This window comes from Streptomyces sp. NPDC057565, assembly GCF_042801455.1.
Taxonomy (GTDB): Bacteria; Actinomycetota; Actinomycetes; order Streptomycetales; family Streptomycetaceae; genus Streptomyces; species Streptomyces yanii.
In genome coordinates, this window is sequence record NZ_JBHVFU010000037.1 from 38,702 (window position 1) to 54,976 (window position 16,275).

The following is a 16,275-nucleotide window of genomic DNA, read 5'->3' on the forward strand; positions in this document are numbered from 1 at the left end:
TGCCCACCATCACTCTTAGGTACGTGCCTCAGCGCTCCGGCGGAGTCCAACGCCCGGCAGCGATCTCCTTGTCCAAGCGAGCCTGGAAGTGTGCGTGTGCGGCTCGCATTTCGGCCTCGCGGTCCGCCTTGTAGAAGGGGGCGGTGTAGCCGGCCGGGGGTGGCGTTGTCTCCGGGGCCTCAAGATGGGACATGAGGTCGATGTAGTCCTGCTTGGCCTGGCCGTGGCCGTAGGCGTTGTGATTGGCGGCAATCCTCCGGCCGTTTGCGTCGAAGTACATGGCCGACTCGTAGTCGGAGAGCACAGGATATCGAGACTTGTAGATTGCTACTAGCTGATCCCCAGTGATGCCAAGCCAGACCGATACGAGGGCGTCGATTTCGACGAGAGCCGCGCGACGCTCGCATTCCGTACGTAGCGGCGTACCATACGTCCATTGCGAGGTCAAACCTGCAGCCAATGGGTTCAAATTAGTCCACTTACCGTTGGCCCAGTTTTCGTAACCCGGCCATGAAAGATGGAACAACTCTTCCCAGAGTGGGGAATATGCTTCGGTCAGGGCGTTAAGGCGAAGAGTGCGCAGAAGTAGGGGATGAGCCAGAGGGTGAGTGGGCAAGGGGGCTGGCATCCTGTCTGCTTCCGTCATCTGTAGGTGGGGACGGCCAGAGATTCGAAGCATGTAATCGAGCGGGAGTGCAGCCCAAAAGCCTGCCGCCAATGCGGTGAGGCGATTATCTGCGAGCGCAATAGAACCCAGCGAGTGGACATGTGCTGGCCCTGGAGGGAGCAGGCATGGAAAGAGGCTGCGCTCGGTGTCGAATGGGATCATGACACGCCAAGTTAGGCGGAAGAAGTCAGTATAGGTTCCGTCGCGCCACTTTGTTTGCGCGGAACGGTAAGTGACCAGATCGGTGGATCGTTGATAATTTGTCCGTGGAACTTGAGTGGCTGGAATTTGTGTTAGGTCGATTGGAGTCCAGTCGCGGTTCGTTCGGCAAACTTCGTTTGGCTGTTTGAAGAGCGGGTTCGCTACCCCGATGTGCGGTCCTTGGAGGATCAGTTCGTCCAGTGTCTCGCAAGTTGAGGTCTTTCGGGCGAATAGGCCATCACGCTGCCCCTCCGACTCGTTATAGCAGCGACTGTGGAGTACTCCAGAGTCGCCGATTTTCACGGAGTATCGTGCGAGTGCTTCAATCGCTTCCTGTTCGCTAGCGGTGACGGGGTACAAGAGTCCAGCCTCGGAATTGGGAGTGCTTCCTTCTCCGGCGAGCTTATTCCAATCGGCCAGTCGAGCTGCATCGACGTGCACGAGGCGATCCCTGTGAGGTCGCAGTTCCCATTTCCCTGCATGCTTGATGCCGGGGAGTGGGCCTTGCCCGTCATGGGTAAATGATTCTGTCAGAGTTTCCGGAGAAAATAGCCAGCTGACGTGTGTAAAGGATGGTGCGGGTGAGTGACTACCGTAGATGTTGATGCTGAACTGGCGAGTTCCCTCGACGTCCTCGAAGAGCTGCAGTCGATTGGAGAAGTGCACGTGAGTGCGGAGATGGTGATAAGCGGCGGAGCGCAGCCTGCCCTCTTTGCTGCCGCTGAAGTGAGTGTCGGGATGAATTAGTCCGGCGATCCCATGGCGAGCTGTGTGTCGCCAAACTTGTGACATGAAGGCGCGGTAGAGGTCCGGGCGTGTTTTGAACAGGAGTGGATAGGTGGATTCGGCGCTCAGTAGCGTGGAAATTCCTGTTGTAGTGGCCAATTCTTTCCCGACGAATTGGGCATGCTCCTCACGCCTGAGCAAATCCGTCTTCCGTTGGTTCCACAGTTCTGCACTCAAAGTACCTGACAGTACGAACCACGGTTCCAACTCGGCTAGAACGGTTCCCTCTTGCCAGTCTGGCCGAACCCAAGGCGGATTCCCCACCTGCAAATCAAACCCGCCCCATGCACCGAAGACCTGCCCGAACTCCAACTCCCAGTGAAAGAACCCCTGCCGCTCGGCCACATCCTTCGCAACCCCCGCCCACGGATACCGCGACTCCAGCGAGTAGAACCGCTCCATGCCCATCCACTCGGGCAGCTCGTCCTCGTACCGCTCCAACTCGTCCAGCGTGTCGAACTGGGCCACCAGTGAGTCCGCAGCCACGTCCTGCGTGCCCAGCAGCGACTCGGCGAAGTCCAGCCAGTCGTCCAGCGAAGCCAGCGCGATCACCGAACGGCGCTCGCCACGGATCTGCTCCTTGCGGCTGCCGCCCCGCGCGCCCTTCGACTTGACCTCGACGACCTGCACGTCACCGAACAGGTCCTCCGACTCGTACGTCTCCCGTGCAACCGCACCCGACTGGGCCGGGACCGAAGTCGCCGACACAGTCCACCCCGCCGACTGCGAAGCAACTTCCGCCGCCCGCGCGTACGACTCGTGCGAGCCGTCCAGCAGCGCAGCGCTCTGCACCGGCCAGAACCACAGCGCGCACCACGCGTCCATCAGGGTCTTCAGGCGCCAGTACGGAGTGTCGACCGCCTCCAGGTCGGCCTTGACCTTCTCCCTCGGGACCGCGACCTCGGGCGAGCGCAGCCAGCCCTCCTCCGCGCCCCACACGTCGATGCGCCGCGAGATCTCCCGCTCGGAGATCTCCAGTCGGCGCACGACCAGTCCCCACAGGTACTCGGCCCGACGGGCGAGGCCCTGAAGCCGCTTGGTCTGCACAGCACTCGGGGACTTGGTGATCGCCTTGCGCCAGGCGGCCAGCGCCTTCGACTCCTCCGGGGCCAGTGCCTTGGCCTCCTTCTCCGCCGCGACCGCGCCCCACTCCTTCGCCGGGAGGAGGAAGTGGTGGACGGCGCCCTCGGGCAGTGGGGCGCCCGCCAGGGCCTCCGACAGCGGGAAGCGCTCCGGGGTCGTGCCCAGCCAGCCGCCCTTCTTCAGGGACTCGGCGGAGTAGACCTCCCTACGGCCGCCGATCAGCGAGTTGCCGCGCCGCAGGTGCAGGCCGAACCAGGGGGCCTCCATGCCGGGGTGCATGGTGTTCAGCCACAGCGACACCTCCGCCAGCTCCACGGCCGTGTTGTTGAGGTCCACGCCGTAGGAGTTGTGCAGGGCGATGTACGCCTTGGCCTTCTGGAGCTCGACCGCGTACTTCTCCGTGTCGACGGCGACGCCCAACTCGTCCTGCCGCCGCCGCAGGTACTCCGCCGCGACCTGGTTGATCGCCTCGTTGAGGAACGCGCCGGAGCCGAGCGCCGGCTCGCAGATCTTCCAGTCCAGCATCTCGCGTGCCTCGGTGACCGTGTCGTCCTGGTCTAGGCGGTGCTGCAAGGCCAGTTGGACCGTCACCCGGGTCAGCGACTCGGGCGTGTAGTACGAGGCCGAGGTCTGGCGGTCGCGGCCCGACAGGCGGTACACGAACGCGCCCGGTGCGTACCGCACGCGCTCCTCCACGCCGGTGTCCTCGTCCTTGTGCCGGACGAACACCTCGTCGGGGTACTCGTCGGCCTTCGTCGCCGGGACCAGCCAGGAGCCGTCCTTCGGGTCGCCGTTCTTCGCGACCTCGTACAGTTCCTCGCCCGCGACGAAGCCCGTGTAGGACATCAGGCCCTCGTACACGGCGCCGAGCTGGTTGATGCCGAGCTGGGCGTAGGAGATGAAGCCGCCGCGCTCGCGCTTCTTGCCGCGGGTCAGCATCAGCAGGCGCAGCACCCGGTACAGGGTCTCGTTGCGCAGGCGGGTGTCGACGAAGCGCTCCCCGCCCGGCTCACCCTCGCCGCCGGCGTCCGCCTCGGTGTCGACGCGCGGGTCCGGGACGGTGTCCCGGCCGATCAGCCGGATCGCGTCCGGCTCGAACAGCTTGGAGTGCAGCGGCTCGAAGCGCAGTCCGACGTCCTCCGACGTCTTCGCGGTCACGGCCTCGGCGGACTCCGCGTCCACGCCGTGCGTACGGCGCGGCCGGTGGCCCTCCTGGACCTTGCGGAAGAGCAGGTCCAAAGACTCGTACAGGTAGAAGCCCTTGCGGGACTTCTCGTCGACGAGGTCGCGCTCGGCGATCAGCTCGCCGAGGCGGCCGAGGCCGTAGCCCAGCTGGTACTCGGGGTAGTCCGAGGGCAGGATGCCCAGCTCGGGGCGGGCCTCCGCGTAAAGCAGGAACAGGACGCGGTACAGGTAGCGCAGCGACTCGCGGGTCAACTGGCGGCCCAGCTCGGGGAGTTCCTTGACCTCCTCGGGGCGGACGCCGGACTCGCGCAGCCGGTCCAGGACCTCGTTGGCGATCAGTTCGACGCTCAGCCGCAGGCCGTCGCGGAGTTCGCTGGAGACGCCCACCGCGTGCTTGGTCGACTTGTCGAGGAGGGAGGCGAGGGGGTTCTCGCCGCCCTCCTCCGGGGTGCGCAGCGAGTCGGCGCCGAACAGGGCGGCCACCGTGTCGAGTTCGCCGCCCGCCTTGACGTCGTTGCGCTCCAGCGCCGCGTCCAGCGAGACCGCCAGGTAGCGGCCCTCGCCCCACGCGGCCCGGTCGGCGAGTACGACGACGCCGCCGACCAGCAGCAGGACGTAGCGGGGGGCGTCCTCGCAGGCGAACAGGAAGGAGGCGAGCTTGGAACCGGTGGCGACGGTGTGCTGGCCGTCCAGGCGCAGCTCCTCCAGGAGGCGTCCGGCGCCGTCGGGGTCAAGCGCGTCGTCGGGCTCGGCAGACCAGCCGCAGTTCAGGGCGACGAGGTCCTTCTCCGCGTGGGCGACCTTCACCTCGTGGGACTGGTCGGCGCGGACGACGGTGAGCGTGCCCGGCTTGGCGTCGAAGCCGAGGGCGCGCAGCACCTCCTCGTTGAGGGCACGGACGCGGTCGCGCCAGTCGGGGGCGTCGTACGTCACGGCGTCGTCGCCGGTCGCCGCCCGTTCCTCGTCCATCGTGAAGTAGGAGCGGGCCGCGAAGTAGGGGCGGCGCAGGGCCCGCAGGCCCGCGCGCGGGGTGACGGGCAGGGCGCCCTCGGGGCGCTCGGTGCCGGCGGCGTCCTCCTCGCGCTGCTTCCACTCGGCGAGCAGGCCGGACTTGAGGTCCTTGGGGAGGACCTCGGCGAGGTAGTGCGCGGAGAAGTAGTCGCCGCGGTTGACCAGGCTGTCGTACGTCATCTTCGTGAACCTCTGCGGGGTCGGTCAGGCGGCGTGGGCGGTGGCGGGGGCCAGGACGGCGAGCACCCTCAGCATCGGGCGGCCGGTGGTCAGGAGGGAGTCCGCGAGGGAGGCGAGGCGTTCGCGGGTGCCGGTGGGTGAGGTGGCGCCGCCGCCCGTCAGTGTCGGCTGCTCCCAGGAGCCCAGGCGGGTCTTGTACTCCTCGATGGGGGCCCGGAGTGGTTCGTTCCATGCGGCGCGGTGCCGCTCCAGGAACGCCTCCGCGGTGTCCAGGACACCGGGGATCGCCTCGGCGAGGCGGGTCGGGTCGTGGGCGAGACCCGGGTTCGCCATCGTCGGGCCGACCTTCGCGCGGCGCAGCACGGCCACCATGTCGTCGTCGACCTCGCCGTCCGTGGTGACCGCCATCCACTTGACGGCGGTCGGGCGGCCGAGCGCGTTGGAGTAGATGCCCTGCACGAGGTACGTGGGCTCCGACACGTCGGCGGTCAGCACCGGGGCCTCCTGGCGGTCCAGGCGGACCAGGACCTTGTCGGTGAGCCACTCCATGACCGGGTGCAGGTCGGTCAGCAGGGAGATGTCGGGCCAGCTTGAGGTCGCCGAGGCGCGGGCGCGCGTCAGGCTGTGGTCGGCGAGCCGCCGGTTGAAGGTGACCTTCAGGCGGTCGCGCAGGCCCTGCTCGCGGACGTAGTCCGGGGGCAGCGCCTTGAGACGGTGGACCAGGTCGGAGGGCGGGACGAAGGAGAGCAGGCCGGTCTCGGGGTCGGCGGACAGGTCCAGCCGGTCGTGGGCGTCCGGGTAGACCTCGCGCAGCGCCTCGTCGAGGAACTCGCGGGCGGAGGCGAACAGCCGGGGCACGTGCGCCCGGGGTACTGCCCCGGTGCCGTCGCCGCTGCCCGTGTCGGTGGTGGTCGCGTCCTCCTCCGGTTCGTCGTTCACGGCGCCGAAGAAGTCGGCGAGGAAGTCGTCCACGCCGTCGTCGGTGTCGGAGGTGCGGTCGGTGTCCAGGGACTCGTCCACGGTGCGGCCCCGCAGCAGGTCCTGGATGAGGGACTTCTCCTCGGCCTCGGCCCGGTAGAGGCCGGAGACCGCTTCCGCCGTGCCGAGCGACTGGTGGGCCTGCGCCTCGCGCTCCAGCAGGCGTTCCGCGACGAGGGTGTCGTCCTTGGCGCCGTCGACGGAGCTGGTCAGGATCAGTGCCTTGAACTGCGGCTGGTGCGCCTGCCCGTAGCGGTCGATACGGCCGTTGCGCTGCTCGATGCGGATGAGCGACCAGGGCACGTCGTAGTGGACGAGCTGGTGGCACTGGCGGTGCAGGTTGACGCCCTCGGAGGCGACGTCGCCGGTGAACAGGATCCGCACGGGCGTGTCCGCGAGGCCGAAATCCTCCACGCACTGCATCTGCTGCTCGTCGGACAGACCGCCGTGCATGACCCGGGCCGCCTCCTGGGCGGCCTTCCCCTTGAAGCCGAGGGCCTGCGGCATGGCCCGCGCCAGCCACTCCAGGGTCTGCACCCGCTCGGAGAAGACCACGACCCGTTTGTCGGACCTCGGCCCGACCCCGATCTCCCGCAGCTGTTCCAGCAGGGCCCCGAACTTGCCGGAGTCCTCCTCCGTCATGCCGGAGGCAAGCTCCAGCAGCTGGTGAAGGGCCGCGCGCTCGGCGGCCGTCGACTCCGGGTCGTCCTTCTTCTCCAGCGTCTTGATGCGCGTGGTGACCGTGGACTTCAGTGCCGCATGGGAGGAGAGGAAGGATTTCAGCAGGGTGTAGGGGAACAGGGGGACGTCACTGACCGACTTGGAACCGTCGGACGGCAGCCAGACCTCGGCCAGTTCCTCGAAGACCTTCTCCTCGGCGGGGGTGGCCGTCACCCGGATCGAGCGGGAGGGGCCGCGGTCCGCCCACTGGCCCTTCATCTGCTCGCGCACCTCGGGACTGACCTTGGTGCGGCGAATGAACAGGTGCTTGATGTCCTCGGCGCGGTAGTGCTCCGGGTCGCGGATCGCAGCCGGGTCGAGCAGGGAGATCAGCTCGGCGAAGGAGCGGGCGTCGCCGTTGTGCGGGGTCGCCGAGGCCAGCAGCAGGGCATCGGTGTGCGGGGCCAGCGTGCGGGCCAGCTGGTTGCGCAGGGAGCCCTTGTTGATGAGGTTGTGCGACTCGTCGATGACAACCGCGTCCCAGGTGATGCGCTCCAGGTGGTGCTTGTACTGGTCGGTGTTCTTCAGGGTGTCGATGGAGACGATGACGCGCTTGAAGTAGGTGAAGGGGTTGCGGCCCGCGGGGATCTCCCGCTGGATCCGCTCGATGCCCACCGAGTCCAGGCGCACGAGCGGGATCGCGAACCGCGTCCACAGCTCGTGCTGGAACTGCTCCAGGACGTGCTGCGGGGTGACGACGAGGATGCGCTCGCCGCGGCCGCGGCGGATCAGCTCGGCGAGGGTGAGGCCGATCTCCAGGGTCTTGCCGAGACCGACGACGTCCGCGATGAGCACGCGGGGGCGCAGGTTGCGGCCCGACAGGGCGAGCTGCGCGGGACGCTGCTGATAGGGGAGCGAGTCCAGGAGGAATGAGTCCGCGAGCGCGAGGCCGCGCTCGGCCTGCGGCAGCGGAGTCTTGCGCAGGACCGCCTCCAGGAACAGGCGCGAGCGGCGGAAGTTCGGCGAGTCGTCCCGCACCAGACGGGTCTGCCGCGGGTCGAGCAGTTCGATCCGGTCCAGCCCGGTGAAGAACACCGCTTCCTGGTCGCGCACGAAGTCCGAGGCGCCGACGGCTTCGATCCGGGCGCCGTCGTGCTCGGTCCGCGTCGCGTTGCGCACCAGCCACACCTCGTCCCGTACGAGTATCTGGGCGCCCGGCGGGAACTGGGCGTCCTCGCCGCTCGTCGCGGGGGCGGTGCTCAAGTCGGCGGTCACGCGGGTGCCTCCTGGGCGGTTGTGTGGGTGGGGTGGGTGTGTTCTGTCACGGGTGGTCCGGTGGCGTCACCGCCGAAGCGGCGGGACGCGCGGACGGGGGGAGCGGCCGTTCGGCTCGGTGCGGTAGGCCGGGTGCGGGCCTCAGAAGGGAGCGCTCGCCGCGTACGCGGCGCGGAGGCGTTCCGCCGTCCTGCGAGCCTGCACGGAGTGCCGCGGCGGGTGCGTTCCTTCCCGGGGGCGCCTGGACGCCGTGGGCGGGCGGCCGGGTGCCGGTTGCTCGCGGCGGGAGCCGTGGGAGGGATCCTCCGTGGTGGGAGGCGTGGGGGCGGGGGACTCCTGGGTCGCCGGGTCGGCGGGGTCGGGGACGGTCTCGACCACGGTCAGGGAGGGAGCGGGTGAGTCGGGGAGGGGCGGGGCCGGAACGTCTTGAGCGGCGGGGGCGGTGTTCGGGGCGTCGCCGGCGGGGGTGGGCCACGGGAGGGCGGGGGAGTGGTCTGTGGGCGCGGCCTTCTGCCGTTGTCCCGTGGTGTGCGCGGTGAGTCTGCGACGCGCCTGGGCGATCTTCATGCCCTGGGCCTCGATCACCGAGCGGCATTGCTGCACCACATCGGTCAGCGAAGGCCGGTCCTCCGCGCTCTGGGCGAGCATGCCAGTCAGGAGCGGCAGCAGTTCGCCGGGCGCATCGGACAGGTCCGGGACCGTGTCGGGGTCGGTGACGAGGTGGAACACCATGTATGGGGTCGCCGCTTCGTGCGGATAGTGACCCGTCGCGGCGAAGAGGAGCAGCGCGCCCAGGGCGTACACGTCCACGGCCGCCGTCAAGGGTTTCACGCCGGCGGCCTGCTCGGGGGCCATACAGATCGGAGTGCCGACGACCTGGTTGGGGGCGGTGAGGGACACATGCGACTCGGTGAAGGCGGCCAGACCGAAGTCGATGATCTTCGGTCCGTTCGGCCCGAGCAAAATGTTGGCGGGCTTGAGGTCGCGGTGGAGCAGGCCCTGCGTGTGCACGGCCGACAGCGCCTCGGCGAGGACCGCGCAGAGCGCGGCGGTGAGGACGGATGGGAGCGGTCCGTGCGTCTTGACGTGCCGGGCGAGGTCCGGGCCGTCCACGTACTCGGTGGCCAGCCAGGGTTGTTCCGCCTCCGCATCGGCTCCCAGGAACGCCGCGAGGCGTGGGCCCCAGATGGTCTTGAGCACCTCGATCTCCTGCGCGAATCGCTGGCGGGACTCGGAGTCCACGACCGACGGCTTGATCACCTTCACCGCGGCGGGCTCACCGCCGGGCGACTCCCCCAGGAAGACCTGGCCCATGCCCCCTTGGCCGATCCGGCCGAGGAGTTCGAAGTCGCCCAGCGAGGGCGGGTCCTCGGGGTTCAGGGGCGTGATCTGCACGTGTGTCCTCGGAATTCGGTCGTGGCGGGCGTCTGATCAGCCGCGATGCGCGCCTGGAGACACGGTAGTGGATGCGGTCGGGGCCGGGAACAGGGATTGCGTGATGGAGATGTCAACCTCTTGGGGTGGAGAACGTGTGGAGAGTCCGGCTGAGTGTGGGTCGGCCGCAGTCCGGACGCTCCTCATGTGGCCGCTGCTCGGCAAAGCGAATTTTCGCGTGATGAACGGTCTGTCACGTTCCGCGCGGCAGCAGTTGGCCGCCCGTGAGTCCGCCCGACAGCAGCCGTGCCGTCTCCTCCGCCAACCGCGTCGCCCGCCGCGCCTCCGCCCGGAGCGCGTGCACGTGACGGAACGCCTCCCCGTACCGCCGCTGCTCCTGCAACGGCAACAGGGGCACGCGCAGCCGGCCCGGGATGACCGTCAGCGCCGTACTGCCCGTCGACGCGCCCGCGATGTTCTCCTCCGCGCCCAGGAAGCCGGCGAGGAACCAGGCGTCCAGGCGTGCCGGGTCCGGCCGGAAGAGGTGGACCTGAGGGCCGGGCAGTGCGCCGGCGTCCTCCTCGCCCGCGACCCGGGCCATGGGGCCGTCCGTGCTCGTGACCGCTCGTACGAGGACGTCCCCGACAGCGATCACGGGTGCTGTGTCGTCGTACAACCCCATCGGCGCTCCCGTAGGACCTGACCCGGTCGCGATGTCCGAGCCGGTGAGCACCGCCCGCGTCTCGGCCCCCCCGTCCCCGCCGCTCGCGGCTTGTCCCCTGCTGCGCATGCTGTCGGGCAGCGTGCGCAGCAGGGTTAGCGCTCCGCCGCGCGACAAGTCGGATGCTGTAGCCGTCCGCCACTCGCGGGCCGAGGCGCCCGCCGCGCTCCAGCCTTCCTGACCCGCCGTCCGCGCGAGGGACTTCGCGGCCTCGGCGAGGCTCCGGCGTGTGGCGTCGGCCTCCACCGACAGCTCCGCCGGGTCGACCTCGGCCCGTGACGCCCGTACGAGCCGCGCCGGGGTCAGATCCACCACGTCGTCCAGTAGGTCCACCACGCCGGCTGCGTGCGCGACACCGGGTTCGCCCTCGTACGTGTCCGGGCTCTCCGTGAACGCCCGCCACGCACCTAGGGCACGCGCCGTGATCCCCGCCCAGTCCGGGGAGGCGGACCGGCTCGCGCCCCGCGTCCGGGCGGTCGCCGCCGTTCCACCGCGCCCGGCGGCCGTCGCCGCGTCCGCCGCCGTGTCCACGAACAGCACCGACTTGCGCTCCGGACCGCCTGGCTCGGGCCGTTGCAGCACCCAGATTTGCAGACCGACGTGCAGTGGCACCGCCGCGCCGACCGGCAGCGCGATCACCGCGCGCAGGGCCCCGCTGCGTACCAGCTCCGCCCGTACGCGACGGCCCGACGCGCGGCCGGCCGTGGCGGGCGGCAGGAGCAGGGCCGCGTAACTGCCGGGTGTCAGGTGGGCGAGCGCGTGCTGTACCCAGGCCAGCTCCGACTCGGCACGCGGCGGCACGCCGTACGCCCAGCGCGGGTCGTACACGAGCTCGTCGTGACCCCAGTCCCGGACGCCGAACGGCGGGTTGCACAGCACCGCGTCGGCGACCAGGCCGGGGAAGGCGTCCGCGCGGAGGCTGTCAGCGGCGTGCACGGCGACCCGGGCCTCCGGGGCCGTCAGTATCAGGCTCACGGCGCTGCGCCGAGCCTGCACAGGAAGCGTGTCCTGGCCGTACAACTCGCGTGCGCCCCGGCGGGCGGCGGCCGCCAGGAGGGTGCCGCTGCCGCAGGCCGGGTCGAGGACGCGGGCCGGCGATCCGGGGATCAGGCGGGCGAGCAGGTCCGCGAGCGGCGCGGGGGTCTGGTACGCGCCGGAAGCGGCGCTTTCCTCCAGTTCCCGCTCCGCCAGCACGCCCAGCGCGGCCTGGCCGCCCTCGTCGCGTACACACGCGTACAGCGCGCGCAGCACCGCCGCGTCGCCCGTCTCGAAACGGACCTCTTCCGTGTCCGGCACGGCGCCGGCCGTGGACCCCGCGTCGCGCTGTGCGCGCCCGGCCAGGTCGGCGTCCGGCAACTGCGTGGCGGCCGTCAGCTCCTCCGGCGAGCTGCCCGCCATCGCGAGAACGAGGAGCAGCAGATCAGATGTACCGCCGTCGTGCGCGTGCAGGCGGAGGGTCGTCCGCAGTTCTTCCGACGGGGTTGCCGCCGAGGCGTGACCGCGCGAGGCGAGCCAGGCACGCACGGACTCCAGGTCGTACAGCGGACTGCTCTCCGTGCCGCCGGACGGCTCGGGGAAGTCCTCGTGCCGGCGACGCCAGTTGCTGACCGTGGCGCGCGTGACCCCCGCGATGCGAGAGATCTCGGCAGCGGTCACCTGGGCGGATGGTGCGGGTGGCTGCGACATGGGTGTGGTCCTGGCTCCGATGGTCGGCGTGATCACACCCTACAGCACGAGTCAACTCTCGGAGCCTGTTGGACAGTGCTTTCACTGTCGTGCTTTCATGTAATCGCTTCCGGCGGTGAGCGACGCTCCCCGGCGTGAAGCGTGACTTCTTTGCCACAGCCACGTCCTTGAGCGCCCAGCCCCTTGTCCTGCTCTAACGCCTCTCGGCGTGCCGCCGGGGGACGTGCGGCGCCTCGGGGCCAGGCGACGGCCGACCGACCACCACCCAGGGGGACACCCATGCGCCTGACCATGCCGAGCGGCACCCCGGAAGGAATCCCGCTCACCGTCATGCCGTTCCGCGAGGACGCGGTCATCGGAACCATGTCGCTTGCGACGCTCGTACGTCTCGTGCCGTCACCGCGTCAGGAGGAGGACCCGCGGGCACTCAAGGCCGCGTCCGGGCACGACCGGCGGCACGCCGAGCTGCGCGCAACCGTGCAGCGGACGCTGAAGTCCCAGAAGGGCAAGAACATCCCGGCCTACGCCGAGTACATCGCCGCCGGCATCCTCGGCAAGCACGGCTCCGCCTGGTCCACGCCCCCGATCACGCTCTGGCACGCGGGCGAGATCGCCGCGATGAGCGACGAGCTGGTCACCGACTCGGGCCTGCGGACGCTGACCGTCGCCCCGGACGCCATGGTGATCGCCATCGACGGCGAGACCCAGACCACCGCCTGGCACGACATCTACCAGGACCCGGAATCCTTCGGCCTCACCTACACCGAGCTCAGCCTGCGGGTCCGTGTCCCCTTTGAGCTCTACCTGGGGATCTCCCCGGCAGACGCGCGGCAGATTTTCTACGACCGCAACGTCAAGGGCATCGACGTCGCCAAGAACCTGGCCATGTCCATGGACCAGCGCGACCTCGCGACCCGCCTCGCCTACATCGTCGGCGAGAAGCTCGAGGTCGAGTCGAACGGTCAGCGGATGCCGTTCGGCAAGCTGGTCAACGCCGGCAAGCGGCAGCTCACCAGGACCGACAAGGAGGTCGTGACCCTGTCCGCGCTGCGGACGCTGATCGTCACCACCGTCTACGGCAGCAAGGGTGTGCAGTACTCGGCGGCCAACGTCCAGGCGGACGACCTGTCGCCCAACACCGACGCCGACGAGGTGGAGACGGTCGTCGTCCGTCTGGTGTCCCGGCTGATTGGAGGCCACTTCCCGGACTTCGCCCGGCGCAGCGCGATCACCGCCCCGGCCGTGATGGCGGGCCTCGGAGTCCTGCTGCACCGCGCCACTCCCTGGTGCGCCCCCGGCGACGCCCTGAACTACGAGACGGTCGAGCACCTGCTCGCCGACGTCCGTTGGGAGCGTGAACCCGTCTACTGGGACGGCGTCTGCGCCAGCGTCGGCTCCACCGGCCGGCTCAACTTCAGTGGCGGCGTGAAGGACTCCACCGGCCGCGTCGCGGGCGCGCTCCTCGACCCGAACAGCGAGTTGGGCCAGAAGATCCGGGGGGTGCGGAGCTGAACAGGCCTGCGGCGCGGGTTCCTTGACGCCGAGACCTTCTCAGCCGAACGTCCCTCTCCGGACGAGGGCCACCTGCGGGCACGACCCACGGCTCTCGCACCCACGTATTCGTGGCGTCCAGGCTGCGATGCCGCGCCCAGGGCCGGCTCGGTCCGGACCGGGTGCGGCAGGGCGGCTCCGCTTCCGTCAGCGTGCGCGCCGTCTCCTCCCGCCACCCGGCAGTTTCCTTCCATCCCATCCATACGAGGAATGGCCTCATGAGTTACCCGAACATTTCCGGCACGCCGTCCTCTCCCTCCCCTTCGTCCCCGTACGCCGTCCCCGCCACATCCACGGGCAGTCCCCAGCACTGGACAGCGGCCGGTCAGGCCCCGGCTTCGGGCACGCCCGGGACGGCGCCGCAGACGTCCCCCGCCTCCGCGCCGCCCTCGGCCGGGAGAAAGCCGTCGCGGCGCGGAGCGCGGCTCACCCGCGGTGCCTCAACGCTCCTCGCGCTGATCGCGGCGCCCCTGACCCGTTCGCGCAGGACCGTCCTCGCCGTGGCCGCGACAGCCGTGGGCTGCTCGCTGTGCGCCTGCTCCAGCATCGGCGGGACCCAGACCGACACCGCGCCGCCGACAGCCACCGTCAGCGCCTCGCAGGACACTGGGAGCGCCGAGGACGCGCAGGACACCCAGGACGACTCCGACAGTGACACCTTCACCGTCGCGCTGGACAAGACCGCCACGTGGAACAACGGCGTCAAGGCGCACCTCAGCGGCTTTAGCCGGGGCACCTCCGGCGAGTACGCCAGCCCGTCCGGCAACGCCTACCTGGCCTTCTCCGTCACCATGCAGAACGGCTCGAAGTCCTCGATCGACCTGAGCATGGTCAGCCTGTCCTGCCCGGACGGAGCCGAAGAGATCTTCGACACGGACGCCGGCTTCAACGGCATGCCGGACACGCACCTGCTGCCGGGCAAGTCGCTGACCTGGAAGGCGGCCTGCGTGTTCCCCAAGACGGCCAAGAACGCCCAGATCGAGATCATGCCGATGGACACCTCCGGCTCCGGCTGGTACCGCACGGCCATCTTCACCGGCCAGGTGCAGTAGCCCGGACCGCGGACGGGACCCTGCCGGGTGCCCTCGTCGTCCCCACACGGCGGCGGCTCACGCCTCTGCCGTCATCGGGTGCACACGATGACGCACCCACGGGTCCGTCCGCACCCACGCCCGATCGCACACCATGTGCGGCCCGCTCACCACCACCCGCGACCTGGAAGGCCATTGTGACGATCACCGAGCGCACAGAGCTGATCCGTTGCTTCGCCGACGACTTCACCGCCCTGCAGGAGGCCGTCCTCGCACGAATGAACGGGATCTGCGGTCCGGAGACCGCCGCGGCCTTGGAGCACGCTTCGCTCGCCGGTCCCGTCACCGTCGCTCTCGCTCACGCCGACGTCCTCGCTCGTGGGGCCGTCCGGCGCGCGGAGCTCTCGGCTCAGCCTCCCGAGTGGCTGCGCCGGCTGCGAGCCCACGCGCGGAAGGTGCGACGGGCCCGGTCGCAGGCGGAGGCCGTGTACAAGGAGCAGCGTGCTCGCCGCCTCGCCGGCCGCTCCCGGCCGGTGGACATGCTGGAGCTGAGGGTGGCGCGCACGACATCCCCGGCTGCCTTCGCCGAGGCCTTGCGGCAGGAACTCCGCGACATGGGACTGCCGGACGGCACGCCGAAGGCGCCGGAGAGCGACCTCGCCCGGTGGGCCTGGGAACGGAGAACCGCAGGCCACGAACTGCCGGCGCCGGTGCGCGAACTGCGGGACTGCGACGACGACGCCTTCGTCCAGGCCCTCCTGCGTGATGCCCGGGAGGAGGAGAACCCGTACCTCACGCACAACGCGGTGGCCGAACGGTGGAGCCGCCATGACCGTGCCGCGCTGGCCTGGGGCCGCTACGCGATTGCCCAGGCCGAACGGGACGTACTCGCCTGCTCTCTCTCCCTACGACGCACCCGACTTGACGTTCTGGACGACGCCTACCAGGACACAGCGGTTCTCGCTGCCCGCTCACGCGAAGCCCTGCTCAGGGGCACGGAACTGCACGACCGGATGCTGGCCTGCGTGACCACGGGGCCCTTCGCGGTGCTCATCGCGCAGTGTCGCGCCGCGGCTCTGGCGCGCTTCGCCGACGCCGAACCTGAGGTGTGGTACGGCGTGCGTGAGCTGACCGTGAGGCACCAGGCGCACTGCCCCGAACGGGCCGACGGCTGCCCACACTGTCACCGCGCTCTCGCTGCCCTCCTCACCGAAGCCCATCCTGCCGACACGGCCGAGGACGGCGACGGCGAACAGCCGACGGCAACGCTTCCGGCTGACGAGGACCGCTACGCCGTGCTCGCCGACCTTCCCGATACCGCCGTCGTGGCCGTCGCCGACGCCGCCGTCGGTGACGAGTCCGCACTGTGCGGTTACGGCTGGGCCGCCGAAGACGGGACCACTGGATACGGCGACTCTTTGGCCTCGAGCAGCGGCGAAGCCGAAGTCATCGGTATCTGCGCTGCCGCCCTCAGCCTCCTCGAGCGCCACGAGGACGCACCTGTGGTCCTCCTGTGCGACAGCACCGAGGCAGTCGAAGCAGTCAACACGGCCTTGCGCTCCGCCGACCCGACAACTGCCCACCGCACCCTCCTCTTCCCGGAGAGCCGGCAGCTGATGGACCGCCTGCTGCGCCACCGCCATCGCGTCCAGGTCCGCTGGCTCAAGGGCCACATCGGACACGACCTCAACGAAACAGCCGACGCCTTCGCCAGCCTCGCCATCCGCCGCGCCAACGGCCGAATCCCTTCCTCCGCCGCTAGGAAGGAGGAGGCGCGGATACTGCGCTCGCTCGGTTTGGCTGCTGCCTGAACCCATGGACTGAGGACAGCCGCAGGAGACGCGGGGCAGCCCACGGCACGCCGTCTGCGGACAGCCTTACCACCC

The 16,275-nt window shown here is 69.7% G+C and carries 7 protein-coding genes; 3 read left to right on the forward strand and 4 right to left on the reverse strand.

Features of this window, described 5'->3' with window-relative positions:
• Positions 1–28: 28 nt before the first annotated feature.
• The 4 genes from ACFU8W_RS36930 to ACFU8W_RS36945 all read right to left on the reverse strand — a co-directional run bounded on the left by ACFU8W_RS36930 (position 29) and on the right by ACFU8W_RS36945 (position 11,807).
• The gene (locus ACFU8W_RS36930) at positions 29–5,113 is read right to left on the reverse strand and encodes a class I SAM-dependent DNA methyltransferase (protein ID WP_384047117.1); all 5,085 of its coding nucleotides are present in this window, start codon (positions 5,111–5,113) and stop codon (positions 29–31) included.
• Between the two features lie 24 nt (positions 5,114–5,137).
• Positions 5,138–8,026: a DEAD/DEAH box helicase gene (locus tag ACFU8W_RS36935; protein ID WP_384047120.1), complete on the reverse strand. Its 2,889-nt coding sequence runs from the start codon at positions 8,024–8,026 to the stop codon at positions 5,138–5,140.
• A gap of 141 nt (positions 8,027–8,167) precedes the next feature.
• Positions 8,168–9,421 carry a protein kinase gene (locus ACFU8W_RS36940; RefSeq protein WP_384047123.1) on the reverse strand — a complete coding sequence of 418 codons (1,254 nt, stop codon included), beginning with the start codon at positions 9,419–9,421 and terminating at the stop codon, positions 8,168–8,170.
• Between the two features lie 232 nt (positions 9,422–9,653).
• Complete coding sequence (locus ACFU8W_RS36945; protein ID WP_384047126.1) at positions 9,654–11,807, reverse strand: N-6 DNA methylase; 2,154 nt, start codon at positions 11,805–11,807, stop codon at positions 9,654–9,656.
• A 279-nt stretch (positions 11,808–12,086) separates the two neighbouring features.
• Here ACFU8W_RS36945 and ACFU8W_RS36950 point away from each other — a divergent pair, with 279 nt between their 5' ends.
• The 3 genes from ACFU8W_RS36950 to ACFU8W_RS36960 all read left to right on the forward strand — a co-directional run bounded on the left by ACFU8W_RS36950 (position 12,087) and on the right by ACFU8W_RS36960 (position 16,200).
• The gene (locus tag ACFU8W_RS36950; RefSeq protein ID WP_384047129.1) at positions 12,087–13,319 is read left to right on the forward strand and encodes a hypothetical protein; all 1,233 of its coding nucleotides are present in this window, start codon (positions 12,087–12,089) and stop codon (positions 13,317–13,319) included.
• A gap of 257 nt (positions 13,320–13,576) precedes the next feature.
• Positions 13,577–14,410 carry a hypothetical protein gene (locus ACFU8W_RS36955; RefSeq protein ID WP_384047132.1) on the forward strand — a complete coding sequence of 278 codons (834 nt, stop codon included), beginning with the start codon at positions 13,577–13,579 and terminating at the stop codon, positions 14,408–14,410.
• 176 nt (positions 14,411–14,586) lie between these two features.
• Positions 14,587–16,200 carry an RNase H family protein gene (locus ACFU8W_RS36960; protein WP_384047135.1) on the forward strand — a complete coding sequence of 538 codons (1,614 nt, stop codon included), beginning with the start codon at positions 14,587–14,589 and terminating at the stop codon, positions 16,198–16,200.
• Positions 16,201–16,275: the final 75 nt, after the last annotated feature.